We start from the raw sequence: 17,781 nt of genomic DNA, 5'->3' as shown, positions 1-17,781 counted from the left end.
ATAATGTAATAGCACGACAAATAAGCTAATGACTGTATTTCTTCATTTTTATCAAGGGATACACCCTGCAAATGACAGTCGAGGACTAAATAAAGATTTAGTATGATTAAAAAGCGGTAGTCAACCTATTATTATAACGGATTATATGAGGTTCGCGGGGAGAAAATTAAAGGCAAAGCGGGTAAGTTTTCGCTTTATGCGGCATTTCGCGCAGTTTTTGGCGGGTTATTTTGGTAAATCAATCAATATCAAGCTCGATTGCCCCTCTGACTTGACAACAGCAGGGTAGGATTTCGTCATCGTCTAACATCACGAGCGGCGGGTGAATATAGTCGATACGGGTGTCATGGTGGCGACGGCGGTATTTGAGCTTACAAGTACCGCAATAACCTTCAAGGCATTGGTGATTGGCAGGGATTTTTGAGCGAAGCATGCCTTGTAGCAACGTCTCAGCGTCATGCAGATAAAACTGCGTGTTGTTGGTAAAAATCCATGCCATAATCGATTATATTGCCTAAATAAAATAAGCGTATGACGAATTACAATTCAAAATCATCAAACGCATCATCACTTAGCTCTGCGTCAATTTGACCGACTAAGTAAGAGGTGATTTCTGACTCTTGGGGCGCGACTTGCACGTTGTCTGAGGACAGCCAAGCATTGATCCATGGAATTGGGTTATTTTTAATTGCCGCAAAAATAGGGGGTAAGCCAATCGCATCCATACGTAGGTTGGTAATGTACTCAACATATTGCACCAAGATATTTTCATTCAAGCCAATCATCGAGCCATCTTTAAACAAATATTTTGCCCATGCTTTTTCTTGTTCAGCCGCGTCTTTGAAAATTTCAATGGCTTGCTGTTGGCAGGCTTCGGCGATTTCTACCATGTCAGGGTCATCTTTGCCCGATTGCATCAAATTAATCATATGCTGGGTGCCGTTTAGATGAAGCGCTTCGTCACGGGCAATCATTTTGATAATTTTGGCATTACCTTCCATCAGTTTGCGTTCAGCAAAGGCAAATGAACAGGCAAACGACACATAAAAACGAATCGCTTCTAGCACATTGATAGCCACCAAACATAGATACAATTTGGTTTTAAGCAGGCGTAAATTAACCTCGACGGGCTTGCCATCGATGACATGACGACCTTCACCGTATAGGTTATATAGCTGAGATAGTTGATACAGCTCGTCATAAAACTTGGCAATCCCTGTCGCGCGCTCTAGGATAAAAGGATTGTCAACGATATCGTCGAATACTTTGCTTGGGTCATTGACCACGTTACGAATAATGTGGGTATAGCTGCGAGAATGGATGGTCTCAGAAAATGACCATGTTTCAATCCAGGTTTCTAATTCAGGAATCGATACCAGCGGCAGTAGCACGGCATTGGGGCTACGACCTTGAATCGAATCAAGCAAGGTTTGGTACTTTAGGTTGCTTAAGAAGATATGCTGTTCATGCACTGACAAGTTGCTAAAATCCAAGCGGTCTTTGGAAACGTCAATTTCTTCTGGACGCCAAAAAAACGACAATTGCTTTTCAATCAACTGCTCGAAAACAGGGAATTTTTGTTGGTCGTAACGTGCCACATTGACAGGCTGACCAAAAAACATCGGCTCAAGCAATGGGTCATTTTTGGTTTGGCAAAAGATGGAATATGACATAGCGGTGAATCTTCTTCAATCAAAGTTCAAGACAAGTGGCGTAGCAGTATCAGTTAACAAGTAAATCAGCTAACAAATGCATCAACTGGCTAGTATGCTTGGCTATTATAGATAACAACATATAGAAATTGCAATCCACCCAAGGACTTGATTTCTAAGGATAAAATTTATAACATATTGAAATATATAACTATTTGTATATCAAAAAAATAACTAATTAAATTTATTGACATTTGAAAATCTATATATTGTGTTTTTATTTTACCACGCAATAAAAAAGACGACTATTAAAGCCGTCTTTTTGGTCAGATGGGACGATTAGCCAAGATAGGCATTGTACATCCACACCAATTTTTCTTGTTCTTGCACGTACGCAGTCAATTGGTCGGCAGTGCCTTGATCGTCATCTTCATCCGCTAAGTCAATGATTTCGCGTTCTTTAGCGATGGTCATAGTCAGACCCGTTAAAATACCTTTCACACATGCCACACCGTCAGAGACGTTTTTGTCTTCTTTGATGCTTGAGATTTTTAAGAAATCGCTATAAGCATGTAGTGGTGTACCTTGTAAGGTCAAAATGCGTTCAGCAATTTCATCAATCTGGACTTGCAGCGCAGTATATAACTCTTCAAACTTCACATGGAGGGTAAAGAAATCTGAGCCACGCACGTTCCAGTGATAGCCACGCACATTGGTATAGAACACATGATAGTTGGCTAATAAGGTATTTAATTGCTCAACAATGGCGCTCATGTCTGCAGCGGCTAAGCTGATATCACGTGTTTTACTTGAGGCAGATTTGGAAGCAGTAGATTTGGAGGGAGTCACTTTTTCACCTGATTTATCGGTATTGTCTAATTGTTCTGAGTCTTGTTTGGTTGCTGATTGTTTTGTAGTGGCTTGTTTTGCCATGTTGTTATCTCCTAAAATGATGATTTTTATTTGTTTAGGACTTAATTGTAAGCCTAAACAATCTGTTATTAAAATTAATCGTTTTTATCAGTACGTTTAATTTTATCAATTAAAATGTACGGTATTACCCTAAAAATAATATCAAACATTTCGCACAGCTGTGTGCAAATTTGGTAAATAGTTTTGCTTGCCGCCATAAAAAAACTGCAGTTTTTTGGCTGCAGTTTTTGTGGTCATCGATAATTAGTTGCTGTGTTAGTCTTAATCGTTGTCTTAATTGTTTTCTGGGAAATATTTATCAGTCGGTTTGTCGGTTAAATCAAAACCTTGTTTTCCGATGTTTTGCTGTAAATGATGACGTAAGGTATCAATCGGGAATTTTTGATTAGCAAGGCGTTTGGGGACGATTTGGCTGCCTTGTTGGCTTTCCCCCGTTTTTGGATTTTTGACATCAAACATCATAAAAATATAATCAGGCGTTTCTTGCCAGTTGGTGACACTATCCCATTTGATGACTGCTTGCTGCATACCGCTGCTACGCACCAAAGGCTGATTGTAGCCGCGTGGCATGGCGGGCATGTTGGGTGCAGGCATGGACATTACTACCCCGTGCTGCTGTACGCCAAGCTTGATTTGTTGCATCTCTGGCGGCATGCTTTGGCTTGCCATTTGTTTTTCAAATTCTCGTTTGACATACCATTTTAGACCGTAGGTACGCGCCAGCAAATAAATTACCACACCCACGAGCATCAACCAAAAAACAATGGTGGAATAACCGTGCACAAAAATCAGACCTAAAATCGCTAGCACCACAATGACTGCCAAAATTGCCCAAGTTTTTGGGGTGATTTTGGTCAAAGTTTGGTTGTTGGCATCAAACAGCTGCAGCTGTGCTTGACGAAACTCGTCCTCGGTCAGATTCAAATCCACAGGTTGTAGGGTGTAAGGGTACAGCGCCATAAACAATTCACTCACTATCAAACGATAGTTACAAAACGATAAAAGAAGGCTTATCTTACCCAACCTTGACCCAAAAATAAACCTAACAACGCACTTTTTGATAAATTTTTGTTTTACCCCCAATGCGGCAAGGGGCGAACGCCGATAAGCGCATACCGATAAATTGTCAATTTGCCGTGTATTTCTAGTCGCTACCGTGAAAAATCGCTGCAATCTTGGTATCATACACGCTAATATCAACAGCCATTTTGCTGCTTTAACTCAAATTTGAACAATTTAAGGAACTTATCGCCATGATCGACCCAAAATTACTGCGTACAGAACTAGACACGGTCGCCGAAAAACTTGCCAAACGCGGCTATGAGCTTGATAAAGCATTTTGGCAGCAAGTCGAAGAACAGCGCAAATCCATTCAAGTCAAAACCGAAGAACTACAAGCCAAAAAAAATGCGGGCGCCAAACAAGTCGGCTTGATGAAACGCAATGGCGAAAATACTGACGCCTTAATGGCAGAAATGGCGACCATCAGTAGCGAGATGAAACAAGCGGAAGACGCGCTCAAAGCCTTGCAAGATAAAATTCAGGCGGCAGCTTTAACCATCCCAAACTTGCCTGATGACAGCGTGCCGGCAGGTAAGGATGAAAACGACAATGTCGAAATGCGTCGATGGGGTGAGCCGCGCCAATTTGATTTTGAGGTCAAAGACCATAGCGACTTGGGCGAAGACTTGGGGCTACTTGACTTTGAAATGGCAGCCAAACTGACTGGCTCACGGTTTAGCGTGCTAAAAGGTCAACTCGCCAAACTCAACCGCGCCTTGATTGCCTTTATGCTTACTACCCATACCGACAAATACGGCTATACTGAAATGTATGTGCCGTATATGGTCAATGCCGACAGCCTGCTTGGTACAGGGCAGCTACCAAAGTTTGAAGAAGACCTATTTAAGCTGCGCGGTGAAAAAGAGTATTACCTAATCCCTACGTCAGAGGTACCGCTTACCAACAGTGTGCGTGACAAAATCCTAGACCCCGAATCTCTGCCCATCAAAGTGACTGCCCATACCCCCTGTTTTCGTAGTGAAGCGGGCAGTGCAGGGCGTGATACCCGCGGCTTGATTCGTCAGCACCAGTTTGAAAAAGTGGAAATGGTGCAAATCGTCCATCCTGAGACTTCAATGCAAGCCTTAGAGGACATGACAGGACAAGCGGAATATATCTTGCAGCAGCTTGGTTTGCCGTATCGGGTGATTGTGCTGTGTGGCGGTGATATGGGCTTTGGCGCGGTCAAAACCTATGATATCGAGGTGTGGCTACCGTCTCAGACTACCTACCGTGAAATCTCTAGCTGCTCAAACTGTGGCGACTTCCAAGCGCGCCGTATGCAAGCGCGTGTCAAAGACGGCAAAAAAACTGAGCTGGTGCATACGTTAAATGGCTCAGGTCTTGCGGTGGGTCGTACCTTGCTTGCCATCATGGAAAATTACCAAAATGCGGATGGTACGATTACGGTGCCTGAAGTGCTGCGTCCGTATATGGGCGTTGATGTGATTGGTTAGTGCTGACAGTGAAAAATAGCCAGTTGATTGACTGGCTATTTTTTTAAGCGATTTAATTTATCGATATTCAGACTGCGTATTTATAGACAGTTTTCGACTTATTCCCGCCTTGCATATGAATGGCTTTGATTGGTATTTGTGGGGCGCATAGGGCTGTGATTAAATTACGATAATGTCCTTATTTTGGACTTTCATTTTCTTCTTGATTTGTTTGAGCGCAATTAAGTAGGTTATTCCTTAATTCAAGGGTGTAATCTTCCCAAATATCCTGCTGACTAAACTTAGATATTATTTTTACAATCTCAGTAATATCATTCGGTAATAAATTATGATTATCTTTAAAAGTATTATTTCTTTTCTGTCTTTCCAAAATAATTTTTTCAGGGCTATTATCTTCTGTTTTAATTATGGTATCAGAAATAACCTTTTCTGGACTTTCTCTATTCGGTGAATTAAATTGTATGATTTTTTCCAAAACAGTTTGTCTGTTTGCTTGTGCGAAACTTTCATTACCAGTTATTAATTTTTTTATTTTTTCCATTCTTTCGCTTTCTAAAGTACATTGGTCACCATCCAATATGAATAAACATTTCTTAAAAATATCTTCTTTAGATAAAAATAGTCCACAAGCTACAGTAAAAGCATTCTCTATTGCACCAAAAGTTAAAATTTTAGTATTTTGATGTAAATTATTTTTTATTAAAAACTCTTTCACAATGGCTTCAGCTATATTATCTTCTACATATATAATATTTTCAATTACTTCATTTCCAGTTAGCTCTAAGTACATATCAGATGTAATGTCATCAAGGCAAGCTGTATTATCTCCAAGTCTATTCGTGATATATTTTACATCAATTTTATCTTTTAGATTCACAAAATTGACGATGTCTTCTCTATGAGAAGTAAATATGACTTGTAACTTCTTTTCATTAGATATTATTGATATTCTTTCCAATAGTCTTTTAAGTGCAAGGGTATGTAAAGTTAAATCTAACTCATCTATTAAAATTAAAGAATTGTCACCTGCAGAATGTACAACTCTTAGTATTTCAATGATTTTATTTTCACCAGCACCCATAAAAATACTAGGGTAAGACATATCTGATATTTCTGCTAATTTATACTTTTTCTTATTTGTAAAAGATATTTTTGTATAATTCCTATTCATAACATAACTAATATCTTTTATTACTTTTGCTTTTAATTCTGAGTCTTTATCTTGCTCTATTTTTATTTGACTAGTTTTTGTTTCAATTTCAATTTGAGGTACGCAAATATTTATACCTAGAAAATAAATTTCTCTTCTGGGTCTATCTTCATACCTTGTCCAGCGTTCTCCTTTCTTGTACAGTCTACTTTTTTGAGTGTCATTTTCGGTGTAAAAAACTGTTAATTCACTGCCATTCCATTGACCTAAACTTGTTGGAGGAAAAAAATCTGGAAATCTATATTGCTCACCTATGTAATAACCATTTCGTGCTGTTTTTTTTTGAAAAACGCATGCTAGAGAATACAGAATAGTCGATTTGCCACAACCATTCTCTCCAAAAATCGCAGTAATTCTTTTATTTTCAGAAAAAGAAATAGATAAATTTTTTATATTTTTCAATAAAGTAATTTCAATTTTTTCTAGAAAATTTACTGAGTTTTCTTGAGTTAGTGACATATTTTTCCTAAAGAATCTACGGAGCTAGAATAACTATAGCATAAAGTTATCCTAGCTTTACTTATATAGTTTAAAAATAATTTAAGCCACTTCACCTTTTAGGAAGTCTTGCGCGAATTTTTGTAACACGCCCCCAGCATTGTAAGTATCCACTTCCGCTTGGGTATCAAGACGGCACGTCACAGGCACTTCAAGCGGCTGAGAGCCTTCTTTATTAATCACCAGCGTCAAATCACAACGTGGCGAGATGTCACCAATCACATCATACGTCTCAGTCCCATCTAGCCCTAGCGTGATACGCGTCGTCCCAGCTTTAAATTCAAGCGGCAGCACGCCCATACCGATAAGGTTGGTACGGTGAATCCGCTCAAAACCTTCCGCCACAATCGCTTCTACCCCAGCTAGGCGCACACCTTTGGCAGCCCAGTCACGGCTAGAGCCTTGACCATAATCCGCGCCTGCGATGATGATGAGTGGCTGCTTACGGTTCATGTAGGTCTCAATCGCTTCCCACATCCGCATCACTTGACCTTCAGGCTCAACGCGAGCCAGTGAGCCTTGTTTGGTACTGCCATCGTCATTTTTCACCATTTCATTAAACAGTTTTGGATTGGCAAAAGTCGCACGTTGCGCGGTTAAATGGTCGCCGCGGTGGGTGGCATAGCTGTTAAAGTCTTCTTCGGGTAAGCCCATTTTTGCCAAGTATTCGCCTGCCGCCGAGCTTGCCAAAATCGCATTGGACGGTGACAAGTGGTCGGTGGTGATATTGTCAGGCAAGATGGCAAGTGGACGCATACCTTTTAGCGTGCGTTCACCCGCTAGCGCGCCTTCCCAGTAGGGTGGACGGCGGATATAGGTTGACTGTGGGCGCCAGTTATACAGTGGGCTGTCGGCTTTTTCGCTACGGTCAAGGTTGAACATCGGGATATAGATTTGACGGAATTGCTCAGGTTTAACGTGTTTTGCCACAATCGCGTCAATCTCTTCATCCGATGGCCAAATGTCAATCAGGCGAATCTCTTTACCATTGACCACGCCAAGCACGTCTTTTTCGATGTCAAAACGAATCGTCCCTGCAATCGCATACGCGACGACTAACGGCGGGCTTGCCAAGAAGGCTTGTTTGGCATACGGATGGATACGTCCATCAAAGTTGCGGTTGCCTGACAACACCGCAGTGGCATACAAGTCACGGTCGATGATTTCTTGCTGAATCGCGGGATCTAACGCACCCGACATACCGTTACAAGTGGTACAGGCAAATGCCACGATACCAAAGCCGAGTTTTTCCAGTTCTGGCAATAGGTTAGCGTCTTGCAAGTACAGTTCAGCCACTTTTGAGCCCGGGGCGAATGATGATTTCACCCAAGGTTTACGGGTCAAACCAAGTTCGTTGGCTTTTTTGGCAAGTAATGCCGCTGCCACCACATTACGAGGATTTGAGGTATTGGTACACGAGGTAATAGCCGCGATAATCACCGCACCATCAGGCATTAAGCCATCCTCTGACTCAGGCACGGCTTCACCTTCGGCATGGGCAATGCCTTTGGCAGAAAGCTCAGAAGTCGATACACGCGCATGGGGATTTGAAGGACCTGCCATGTTACGGGTCACGAGTGACAAATCAAACTCAAGTACACGCTCATAGTCGGCATTGACGAGATCAGATGACCAAAGCCCTGCAGTTTTGGCATAGTTTTCCACCAGTTCGACTTGTTTGTCTTCACGCCCTGTGAGGCGTAAATAGTCGATGGTTTGCCCATCAATATAAAATAACCCTGCGGTTGCACCATATTCTGGGGTCATGTTGGCGATGGTGGCACGGTCACCGATGGATAGGCTGTCTGCGCCTTCACCGAAGAATTCCACATAGGCACCGACCACGCGCTCTTTACGCAAAAACTCAGTGAGTGCAAGTACGATATCGGTGGCGGTGATGCCTGCTTGGCGTTTGCCTTTGAGGTGTACGCCCACGATATCAGGCAGGCGCATCATTGATGGATGACCAAGCATAACGGTTTCCGCTTCAAGACCACCAACACCCACAGAGATAACGCCCAATGCGTCAACGTGTGGCGTGTGGCTATCAGTACCCACACAAGTATCTGGGTAAGCAACACCGTTTTGCACTTGAACAACAGGTGACATTTTTTCCAAGTTGATTTGGTGCATGATGCCGTTACCGGCTGGAATCACGTCCACGTTTTCAAACGCAGTTTTGGTCCAGTTGATAAAGTGGAAACGGTCAGCGTTACGACGGTCTTCAATCGCACGGTTTTTTTCGAATGCGTCTGGGTCATAACCACCGCACTCTACGGCTAATGAGTGGTCAACGATAAGCTGAGTTTGAACCACTGGGTTGACTTTTGATGGGTCGCCACCTTGTTCGGCAATCGCATCACGTAGACCGGCTAAGTCTACCAGAGCAGTTTGACCCAAGATGTCATGACAGACGACACGAGCAGGGTACCAAGGAAAGTCTAAGGTACGCTCACGGTTGATGAGCTGTTTGAGCGCAGCGGTCAGTTCATTTGGGTCGCTGACTTTACGCACCAGTTGCTCGGCTAAAATACGCGAGGTGTAGGGGAGTTTGTCATACGCGTCTGGGGTGATGTCATTCACCGCTTGGCGGGTATCAAAGTATTCCAAATCAGAATTGGGTAAGGGCTTGCGGTATTGGCTTGTCATTTGGCTTAACCTTAAAATTAATAATCCATTAGAAAAAAAGCCCTTCAAATCAATGGGTGAGCTGACCTGAAAGGCTTTTTATACGATTAAAACGCTAATTATTGGCGCTCATCCAGCGGTACAAATTTTTGATCGTCTGGACCAGTGTAGTTGGCTGATGGACGGATGATTTTGCCGTCAGCACGTTGTTCCATGACGTGTGCTGCCCAACCTGTGGTACGAGCGATTACGAATAATGGGGTAAACATCGCAGTTGGTACGCCCATTTTGTTGTAGCTTACCGCTGAGAACCAGTCCAAGTTCGGGAACATTTTTTTGTTGTCCCACATCACGCTTTCTAGACGCTCTGCTACATTGAACAACGTCATGTCGCCAGTCTCTTTGGATAAGTTACGAGCCACTTCTTTGATGACCACGTTGCGTGGGTCGCTCACGGTGTAGACAGGGTGACCAAAGCCAATGATGACTTCTTTTTTCTCAAGACGTTCAAGGATGTCTTTTTCTGCGTCGTCGGCATTGCGGTAGCGTTTTTGGATGTCATACGCCACTTCATTGGCGCCGCCATGTTTTGGACCTTTTAACGCACCGATTGCGCCGCTAATGGCGGAGTACATATCCGAGCCAGTGCCCGTAATCACACGGCTGGTAAAGGTTGATGCATTGAACTCATGCTCAGCGTACAAAATAAGCGAGATGTGCATGGCTTTGATATGCGATTCACTGGGGGCTTCACCCTGTAGTAGCTCAAGGAAGTGACCGCCAATGCTGTCTTGGTCGCTCTCAAGGCTGATGACTTTGCCATTGTGGCTGTAGTGATACCAGTACAACAGCATAGAACCCAATGAGGCGATAAGCTTGTCGGCGATATCACGGGCTTCTGAGGTAGGTTGGCTTTCACGCTCAGGCAAGGTGCAGCCCAGTGCCGATACGCCAGTACGCATCACATCCATCGGGTGAGCGTGGGCAGGCAAGGCTTCTAACACCGCCAGTACATTGACCGGCAAGTTACGCAGGGTTTTAAGTTTTTTCTTGTACGCCGCTAGCTCATGACGGTTTGGCAAATGACCGTGAATCAGTAGGTGCGCCACTTCTTCAAACTCGCTGTCTTTTGCCAAATCCAAAATATCATAACCACGATAGCTTAAGTCATTGCCTGTACGACCTACGGTACATAGGGCAGTGTTACCGGCGGGTACGCCTGATAGGGCAACGCTCTTTTTGGGTTTTGGCTTGTTGTCAGTCGCGTCTGTCACTGGGGTGTCTTTTGACATGGTAAAACTCCTTTTTAGCTTTATTAAATGTTTAGCCTTAAGCATTCAGCCTTAAGTGTTGAGCATAGTTCGCCAATTATTTTTTTGATTTAAATAATGCGTCTAATTTTTGCTCATATGAGTGGTAATTTAAGAAATCATACAGTTCCATGCGGGTTTGCATGGTGTCGACCACGGAGGTTTGTACGCCTTCATCTTTTAAGGCTTGGTAGACATTGAGGGCGGCTTTGTTCATCGCACGGAACGCGGATAATGGGTAAAGTACCATGTCAACGCCCACGTCAAATAGCTCTTTGGTGCTGTAAAGGTCGGTTTGCCCAAACTCAGTCATATTGGCAAGCACGGGAATGTTTAACACGTCGGTAAATTTGCGGTACATGGCGATATCGGTCAATGCCTCAGCAAAAATCATGTCTGCGCCTGCTTCTTGAAACGCCACCGCACGTTCAACCGCAGCATCCAAACCTTCCACTGACAGCGCATCGGTTCGTGCCATCACCACAAAATCTGGGTCAACTTTGGCATCCAGCGCAGCTTTTAGGCGGTCAACCATCTCGCTGGTTGAGACGATTTCTTTGTTGGGGCGATGACCACAGCGTTTTTGCGCCACTTGGTCTTCGATATGGACCGCGGCAACGCCTGCTTTTTCCATTTGTTTGATGGTTTGGGCGATGTTAAATGCGCCGCCCCAACCCGTGTCGATGTCAACCAATAATGGCGTGTCAACCGCATTGGTGATACGGGTGGCATCGGTCAATACATCGTTAAGGCTCGTCATACCGAGGTCGGGCAAACCGAATGAGGCGTTAGCAACACCGCCACCTGAGAGATAAATCGCTTTATGACCGACTTGGCTTGCCATCATGGCAGTGTAGGCATTGATAGTGCCAACGATTTGAAGGGGACGACCTTCGGCTTTTTCAGACTCGATGGCGTCACGGAATTTGCGACCTGCAGAGATAGGTGCCATGTTGCTTCCTTTTTACATGATTGAAGGGGAAAATAGCAAAGTTAGTGTTAATCAGCCCTGCTTTAGGTTTAGGGCAGGTTATTTGCTGCTTTGCTTTAGTATACCCACCAGTATACGCACAAAAAAACTAACTGTCAGTACGACATTTTTAAAAAATAAGTTAAGTAAAAATAATAGTATTCGAGAAATGAATAGTAAACTTCTATTTTTACATAATTAGTCGCTCTAACTTTTAAAACATGAATATTTTGCCCAAAATGTCGATGGTTTGTTTACATTTATTTACAATAAACAGGCGCCTGTTGCTACATTCTTCTAAAATAAGTTTAGCAAACTAGGCATGATATACGGATTAAAATTTGAGGAATTACTTATGGCACAATCAACGTTACCGAGTCATATTAAGCAACTGGTCGATAAAAAAAACTACGTCATCGCCATTAAAACCCACGCCCAAGAGCAGGGGATTAGCTTAGACGAGGCAAAACAACAAATTGATGCGTATGAAAGCCAAGCGTTAGCGGCAAACAGTCAAACGCCGCCTACTGCACCTCTTGCGCCATCAGCAGAGACTAAAGAGCAAGGCTTTAGCACATTGACACAAGGGCTTGACAATCATCTTAAACAAGAGAATATCAAAGTGCCATTAATTCCACGTTGGGTGTGGCGAGTGAGTGTGATTATATTGGTCATGGTGCTGATAGGCGTGCTATTATCGCGTTTATTCTAAGTTTATTAGCACGCTTATCTTCTGAGTTATGCTAGGTATTGATGGGTTGAAGCAGCTTATTAGGCTGAACTCATTAGGCTGAACTTTGCATTTTTGCCTGCCTCATCTTGGGTTGTTAAATTGGGTTATTCGGTGGTGGTTTGCTGTTCGGTGATCACCATTTTTTTTTGTTTGACAGTTTTGATAAGGTTGAATTTTTTGGTTTTATCATTCCATACATTCACGTAATAGGTGACATGGCGTTTGGCGGTGTTGCTGTTTTCAATAGGCGCTTGCTCACAAGTACGAGTAATCAACAAACGGCTATTGGGGTAAAAACGCACTCGTTCATCTTCATCGCTATCATCGACTGACCAACAGCCAAAGTCATACGCGGTTTCCTCGTTAATGGGTAGCGGATATACACGTCCCGTGCGTTTATCTGCCATTGCCCCATTAATACACCCTGTGCCACAGCCCCACATTGCCACCACAAAGTTGCCCCCAAAACCTATCTCAGCTTGTTGATAGGCTTCAGTAATCCGAGTTTTAAACAACTTTGCAATGGGGTCGCTTTTATAGTTAAGTTTGGCAGGTTTGCCTATATATAGTGTGGCAGGGTAATTTTCAAAGCGATAGCCTGCCACGGTTTCGGCATGGCTGGATAAGGTGGATAGACCAAGTAATGAAAGAACAGGAAGAAGGGTAGTAAGGGCGATTTTGACGGACATAGCAATCTTTTTAGTGGGATGTTAATTTTTAATCTATCCAACTATCGCCCTAAAATCAACGAAAATTTGTTGATAAAATGGTTTTTATTGTTTGCCGATTTGCATATATTTTTGGAAGTTTTCGGCATAGTCATCGATATTATCCGACAGCATACGCTCAAAATTCTTGGTGAAATGTTCGATAATATCTTGTTTTTCTTTGGCGTAGTCACTGCCTTTGACGAATCCCGTTGCCGCTGTCCATGCGCTAAAACGCGCGACCGCATACAGCATGGAGGCATTGATTTTACCTGCGTGTATATCATCGGTGCGAAGGGTATTGGCAAGCTGGATAAACTCATCAGCGCGCTCATAAAACGCATTCATTTCTTCGGTGATTTGGTTGGTGTTTTCGCTCATAATTTTTCTCTACAATTTTCTACCATCAATTAAACGTTAAAAAGGTGCGTAAAACGCACCCTAAAAATCTTGTATTTCGTCAATAAAATTATAAACCTGCGTCTGCTCTAAGTAGTGCTGCGCGGTCAGTACGCTCCCAAGTAAAAGCGGTTTCAGTGCCTTGGCGGCCAAAGTGACCATAGCTCGCCGTTTGCTCATACATGGGTTGGAGTAGGTTAAGCATACGCGTGATACCATAGGGACGTAAATCAAAATGCTGGCGAATAAAGTCGACAATCTTGTCATCGCTGATTTTGCCCGTGCCAAACGTGTTGACAGAAATAGAGGTTGGCTCCGCTACCCCAATGGCATAACTTACTTGAATTTCACAGCGCTCCGCCAGTCCTGCCGCTACGATATTTTTGGCAACATACCGCCCTGCATAGGCTGCACTGCGGTCAACTTTTGACGGATCTTTACCTGAGAACGCACCGCCGCCGTGACGCGCCATGCCGCCATACGTGTCGACGATAATTTTACGACCCGTCAAACCTGCATCCCCCACAGGACCACCAATCACAAATAACCCGGTTGGGTTGATATGATACTTCGTGTCCTTGTGCAGCATGGCAGCTGGGATGACAGGCTTGATGATTTCTTCCATCACCGCTTCATGCAAGTCTTTTTGCGAGATACTTGGATCGTGTTGGGTTGATAGTACCAGCGCATCAATAAACGCAGGTTTATCGCCATCATAGCGTACCGTGACTTGCGCTTTGGCATCGGGACGCAGCCAAGCTAATGTGCCGTCTTTACGCAATTGCGCTTGCTTTTCCATCAAACGATGGGAAAACTGAATAGGGGCGGGCATCAACACATCCGTCTCATGGGTGGCATAACCAAACATCAAACCTTGGTCACCAGCACCTTGCTCTTCAGGGCGCGAGCGGTCAACGCCTTGAGCGATTTCGGGGGATTGTTTGCCAAGCATATTGATAACGGCACAGGTGGCGCCATCAAAGCCCAACTCTGAGCTATTGTAGCCAACGCGCAGGACGGTATCACGCACGATTTTTTCGAAATCGACATTGGCGGTGGTAGAAATTTCACCCGCCAGCACCACGCCACCTGTTTTGGTCAAGGTTTCGCACGCCACACGCGCATGAATGTCTTGCTCAAGGATGGCGTCAAGGATAGCATCAGAGATTTGGTCAGCAAGTTTGTCTGGGTGACCTTCACTGACGGATTCAGAGGTAAATAGTTGATATTCACGCATTTAATTTTCTCATTACATCAAGGGTGATAGAAAATTAATCGCTTTGCAAACCTATCTCTATTTTACATTTTAAAACGAGAACAAAGCAAAAATAGAAAGTCACGGACTGCGATACAGCACGAGCAAGTTTGCAAAATGATTAACGAAAAAATGATTAATATGACTAATAGCAAAATGACTCATACAAGTCACTGCCGCTAAAGTGGAAAAAGTCAGGGGATATTATAAGGGATTTTGCCAAATTAACCTAATGCTTTTAAATGCCTAACTGGAATAGGCTAATGGGGTAATTTTAACAAGTTTGATGATAGGTGGTTTGTTAATGGGTGGTCTTTTTTGATAAACCCAATCACTGATACAATATTTCGCGTTATTTTGCTTTAACTTCTCACCCATCAACCCCATTATTTACCCATCTGTGACTACGATAAAGACAATAAAATGCGACCACCTCAATCTTCCCGCTCCGAACGTGAACTTAGCCAACTTGCCCGCCAAATCCAAGATGACGCCCAAATTACCGGTGTCAATGCCAGTGGCACCCAAATCTCAAGTAAACCCTTTGAGATGGTGACCGAATTTGAACCCTCAGGCGACCAACCGCAAGCGATTGCCAAATTGGTTGATGGCATTGAGCGCGGCATGCACGGTCAGCTGCTCTTGGGGGTGACAGGCTCAGGTAAAACCTACACCATGGCAAAAGTAATTGCCCAATGCCAGCGTCCCACTATTATCATGGCACACAACAAAACTCTTGCTGCCCAGCTATATGGCGAGTTTAAGGCGTTCTTTCCTCACAATGCTGTGGAGTATTTTGTCAGTTATTACGACTACTATCAGCCTGAAGCCTATGTGCCTGCCAGCGATACTTTTATCGAAAAAGACAGCGCCATTAACGACCATATCGACCAAATGCGACTGTCCGCCACGCGTGCGCTACTCGAACGTCGTGATGCCATTATCATTGCATCGGTGTCTTGTATTTATGGTCTCGGTGACCCAGAAAGCTACCTAAAAATGCTTCTTCACATCGTAGTGGGTGACAAAATCGACCGCACTGCCATGCTCAAACGCTTGGTGGAGCTGCAATATACGCGTAACGAGCTTGACTTTGGGCGAGGTACTTACCGTTTGCGTGGCGAAGTGCTGGATATATACCCGGCTGAGTCTGAACAGCTTGCGGTGCGTATCAGTATGTTTGATGACGAAGTGGAAAAAATCACTTGGTTTGACCCGTTGACAGGCAAGAACGTGCGCAGTGTGCCACGCATTACCATCTATCCAAAATCTCACTACGTCACCCCACGAGACAAGTTAGAAAGAGCCAGTGGCACTATTAAAGCCGAGCTTGAACAACGCCTTGAGTATTTTCGAGCGCATGACAAACTGATTGAAGCCCAGCGTATCAAAGAACGCACCACTTATGATTTGGAAATGATTCAACAGCTTGGCTACTGTAACGGCATTGAGAACTATTCGCGCCATTTATCGGGACGTCCTGCGGGTGAAGCACCGCCGACGTTGTTTGACTATATTCCGCCCGACGCCTTGCTATTTATTGATGAAAGCCATGTAACCGTGCCACAAGTCGGCGCGATGTACAAAGGCGATAGAAGTCGTAAAGAAACTCTGGTCAATTATGGCTTTCGCCTGCCATCTGCGATGGATAACCGCCCGCTGATGTTTGAAGAATGGGAGCGTATTACCCCAAGTACAGTGTATGTGTCGGCGACCCCGGCGCAGTACGAGCTTGAGCACAGCGAGCAAATCGTAGAGCAAGTGGTGCGTCCGACAGGTCTAGTTGATCCACAGCTTGAGATTCGCCCTGTCTTGACCCAAGTTGATGATGTGCTATCAGAAATCAACATTCGTAAAGCCAAAGATGAGCGAGTGCTGATTACCACGCTCACCAAACGCATGGCAGAAGATTTGACCGGTTATCTAAAAGAGTACAACATCAAAGTCGCTTATTTGCACTCGGATATTGACACGGTGGAGCGGATGAAAATCATCCACGAACTGCGGACAGGCGTGCATGATGTGCTGGTTGGTATCAACCTGTTGCGTGAGGGGTTGGATATGCCTGAGGTGAGCTTGGTGGCGATTTTTGATGCGGATAAAGAAGGCTTTTTACGCTCGGAGCGTTCGCTCATTCAGACCATCGGTCGTGCCGCGCGCCATGTCAATGGTAAGGCGATTTTATACGCTGACAGCATTACCCCAAGTATGCAAAAGGCGATGGAAGAAACCGAGCGTCGCCGTGCCAAACAGATGGCGTATAACGAAGAACATGGCATCACGCCGACATCCGCTCGCCGTCAGATTACCGATAAAATCGACACCGGCGAGGCAGAAGCCCCGAATGATAACCAAGCGATTGCGGTCACCCATGCGTTCCCCGATGTGGATATTTCGATTTTGCGTTCGCCTGATTTGCTTGCCAAAGAGATTGCACGGTTAGAAAAAGAGATGAAAGCCTTGTCGCGTGATTTGAAGTTTGAGGAAGCGGCAAAGGTAAGGGATAAAGTCATGAGTTTAAGGGAATTTGTGTTGCAATAGGATGTTAAATGAATAACTATAATTTTGATGTTTTCTCACCTACAGAATTTGAAAATTTTTCTCGAGATTTACTTCAGAAACACTTGGGTATTTATTTTCAAACGTTTGTAGATGGCAGAGATAATGGTATTGATTTACTTTCTAACAAAACTCAAACTATCATTCAATCTAAAAGATATACAAAAAATTTTTCTCAATTAATGAGCAGTTTAAAGAGTGAAAAAATTAAAGTTGATGAGTTAAAACCAAAAAGATATATTTTAACCACATCAGTTGGATTGACTCCCAAAAACAAGGACGAGATAGCCAAATTACTTTCTCCATTTATATTATCAACTGATGACATTTATGGTAAAGATGATTTAAATAACTTAACCCCACTCTCAACACTTTTAAGCGGGGTTGAAACAAAGAAGGCATGAACTT

At 43.7% G+C, this 17,781-nt stretch carries 15 protein-coding genes; 4 read left to right on the top strand and 11 right to left on the bottom strand.

Annotated elements, in window-relative coordinates; translation table 11 throughout:
- Positions 1-238: 238 nt before the first annotated feature.
- From RT084_RS11535 to RT084_RS11520, 4 genes are all read right to left on the bottom strand, one after another.
- Complete coding sequence (locus tag RT084_RS11535) at positions 239-499, bottom strand: 2Fe-2S iron-sulfur cluster-binding protein (protein ID WP_128682112.1); 261 nt, start codon at positions 497-499, stop codon at positions 239-241.
- A gap of 40 nt (positions 500-539) precedes the next feature.
- On the bottom strand, positions 540-1,673 hold the full coding sequence (gene nrdB, locus RT084_RS11530) for a class Ia ribonucleoside-diphosphate reductase subunit beta (RefSeq protein WP_313063310.1): 1,134 nt from the start codon (positions 1,671-1,673) through the stop codon (positions 540-542).
- A gap of 318 nt (positions 1,674-1,991) precedes the next feature.
- Entirely contained in the window at positions 1,992-2,585 is a 594-nt protein-coding gene (locus RT084_RS11525; RefSeq protein ID WP_409418194.1) for a Dps family protein, read from the bottom strand.
- A gap of 273 nt (positions 2,586-2,858) precedes the next feature.
- A complete protein-coding gene (locus RT084_RS11520; RefSeq protein WP_203172591.1) occupies positions 2,859-3,545 on the bottom strand; it encodes a YcxB family protein in 687 nt (228 codons plus the stop codon).
- Positions 3,546-3,838: 293 nt separating this feature from the next.
- Here RT084_RS11520 and serS point away from each other — a divergent pair, with 293 nt between their 5' ends.
- Positions 3,839-5,104: a serine--tRNA ligase gene (gene serS / locus RT084_RS11515; RefSeq protein WP_312384031.1), complete on the top strand. Its 1,266-nt coding sequence runs from the start codon at positions 3,839-3,841 to the stop codon at positions 5,102-5,104.
- A gap of 178 nt (positions 5,105-5,282) precedes the next feature.
- Here serS and RT084_RS11510 read toward each other — a convergent pair whose 3' ends face one another.
- The 4 genes from RT084_RS11510 to prpB form a co-directional block, all read right to left on the bottom strand.
- Complete coding sequence (locus RT084_RS11510; protein ID WP_312384030.1) at positions 5,283-6,773, bottom strand: AAA family ATPase; 1,491 nt, start codon at positions 6,771-6,773, stop codon at positions 5,283-5,285.
- An 81-nt stretch (positions 6,774-6,854) separates the two neighbouring features.
- A complete protein-coding gene (gene acnD, locus RT084_RS11505) occupies positions 6,855-9,461 on the bottom strand; it encodes a Fe/S-dependent 2-methylisocitrate dehydratase AcnD (RefSeq protein WP_313100151.1) in 2,607 nt (868 codons plus the stop codon).
- A gap of 98 nt (positions 9,462-9,559) precedes the next feature.
- Positions 9,560-10,732, bottom strand: a complete 1,173-nt coding sequence (prpC, locus tag RT084_RS11500; RefSeq protein ID WP_007115715.1) for a bifunctional 2-methylcitrate synthase/citrate synthase — start codon at positions 10,730-10,732, stop codon at positions 9,560-9,562.
- 76 nt (positions 10,733-10,808) lie between these two features.
- Positions 10,809-11,702: a methylisocitrate lyase gene (prpB, locus tag RT084_RS11495; protein WP_007115716.1), complete on the bottom strand. Its 894-nt coding sequence runs from the start codon at positions 11,700-11,702 to the stop codon at positions 10,809-10,811.
- A 373-nt stretch (positions 11,703-12,075) separates the two neighbouring features.
- Between prpB and RT084_RS11490 the strand changes: the two genes are divergently transcribed.
- Entirely contained in the window at positions 12,076-12,432 is a 357-nt protein-coding gene (locus RT084_RS11490) for a hypothetical protein (protein ID WP_312384024.1), read from the top strand.
- 125 nt (positions 12,433-12,557) lie between these two features.
- Here RT084_RS11490 and RT084_RS11485 read toward each other — a convergent pair whose 3' ends face one another.
- The 3 genes from RT084_RS11485 to metK form a co-directional block, all read right to left on the bottom strand.
- On the bottom strand, positions 12,558-13,142 hold the full coding sequence (locus tag RT084_RS11485; RefSeq protein ID WP_007115718.1) for a hypothetical protein: 585 nt from the start codon (positions 13,140-13,142) through the stop codon (positions 12,558-12,560).
- An 84-nt stretch (positions 13,143-13,226) separates the two neighbouring features.
- Positions 13,227-13,541 carry a DUF3144 domain-containing protein gene (locus RT084_RS11480; protein WP_007115719.1) on the bottom strand — a complete coding sequence of 105 codons (315 nt, stop codon included), beginning with the start codon at positions 13,539-13,541 and terminating at the stop codon, positions 13,227-13,229.
- A gap of 88 nt (positions 13,542-13,629) precedes the next feature.
- Complete coding sequence (gene metK / locus RT084_RS11475) at positions 13,630-14,796, bottom strand: methionine adenosyltransferase (RefSeq protein WP_007115720.1); 1,167 nt, start codon at positions 14,794-14,796, stop codon at positions 13,630-13,632.
- A 441-nt stretch (positions 14,797-15,237) separates the two neighbouring features.
- On the opposite strand from metK, the gene uvrB reads away from it, so the two are divergent.
- Positions 15,238-17,355: an excinuclease ABC subunit UvrB gene (gene uvrB, locus RT084_RS11470; protein ID WP_312384021.1), complete on the top strand. Its 2,118-nt coding sequence runs from the start codon at positions 15,238-15,240 to the stop codon at positions 17,353-17,355.
- Positions 17,356-17,363: 8 nt separating this feature from the next.
- The gene (locus RT084_RS11465; protein WP_313100141.1) at positions 17,364-17,777 is read left to right on the top strand and encodes a restriction endonuclease; all 414 of its coding nucleotides are present in this window, start codon (positions 17,364-17,366) and stop codon (positions 17,775-17,777) included.
- Positions 17,778-17,781 lie beyond the last annotated feature (4 nt).

Source organism: Moraxella sp. CTOTU48717 (assembly GCF_032057165.1).
Classification (GTDB): Bacteria; Pseudomonadota; Gammaproteobacteria; order Pseudomonadales; family Moraxellaceae; genus Faucicola; species Faucicola tetraodonis.
Note: the sequence above shows the minus strand (reverse complement) of the source record. Positions and strands in the feature narration are given on the sequence as shown.

Coding starts and splice junctions, on each gene's coding strand:
- acnD (WP_313100151.1), bottom strand. CDS start 9,461: ATGACAAGCCAATACCGCAAGCCCTTACCCAATTCTGATTTGGAATAC.
- RT084_RS11510 (WP_312384030.1), bottom strand. CDS start 6,773: ATGTCACTAACTCAAGAAAACTCAGTAAATTTTCTAGAAAAAATTGAA.
- nrdB (WP_313063310.1), bottom strand. CDS start 1,673: ATGTCATATTCCATCTTTTGCCAAACCAAAAATGACCCATTGCTTGAG.
- RT084_RS11480 (WP_007115719.1), bottom strand. CDS start 13,541: ATGAGCGAAAACACCAACCAAATCACCGAAGAAATGAATGCGTTTTAT.
- RT084_RS11520 (WP_203172591.1), bottom strand. CDS start 3,545: ATGGCGCTGTACCCTTACACCCTACAACCTGTGGATTTGAATCTGACC.
- RT084_RS11485 (WP_007115718.1), bottom strand. CDS start 13,142: ATGTCCGTCAAAATCGCCCTTACTACCCTTCTTCCTGTTCTTTCATTA.
- uvrB (WP_312384021.1), top strand. CDS start 15,238: ATGCGACCACCTCAATCTTCCCGCTCCGAACGTGAACTTAGCCAACTT.
- RT084_RS11525 (WP_409418194.1), bottom strand. CDS start 2,585: ATGGCAAAACAAGCCACTACAAAACAATCAGCAACCAAACAAGACTCA.
- metK (WP_007115720.1), bottom strand. CDS start 14,796: ATGCGTGAATATCAACTATTTACCTCTGAATCCGTCAGTGAAGGTCAC.
- prpB (WP_007115716.1), bottom strand. CDS start 11,702: ATGGCACCTATCTCTGCAGGTCGCAAATTCCGTGACGCCATCGAGTCT.
- RT084_RS11535 (WP_128682112.1), bottom strand. CDS start 499: ATGGCATGGATTTTTACCAACAACACGCAGTTTTATCTGCATGACGCT.
- prpC (WP_007115715.1), bottom strand. CDS start 10,732: ATGTCAAAAGACACCCCAGTGACAGACGCGACTGACAACAAGCCAAAA.
- serS (WP_312384031.1), top strand. CDS start 3,839: ATGATCGACCCAAAATTACTGCGTACAGAACTAGACACGGTCGCCGAA.
- RT084_RS11490 (WP_312384024.1), top strand. CDS start 12,076: ATGGCACAATCAACGTTACCGAGTCATATTAAGCAACTGGTCGATAAA.
- RT084_RS11465 (WP_313100141.1), top strand. CDS start 17,364: ATGAATAACTATAATTTTGATGTTTTCTCACCTACAGAATTTGAAAAT.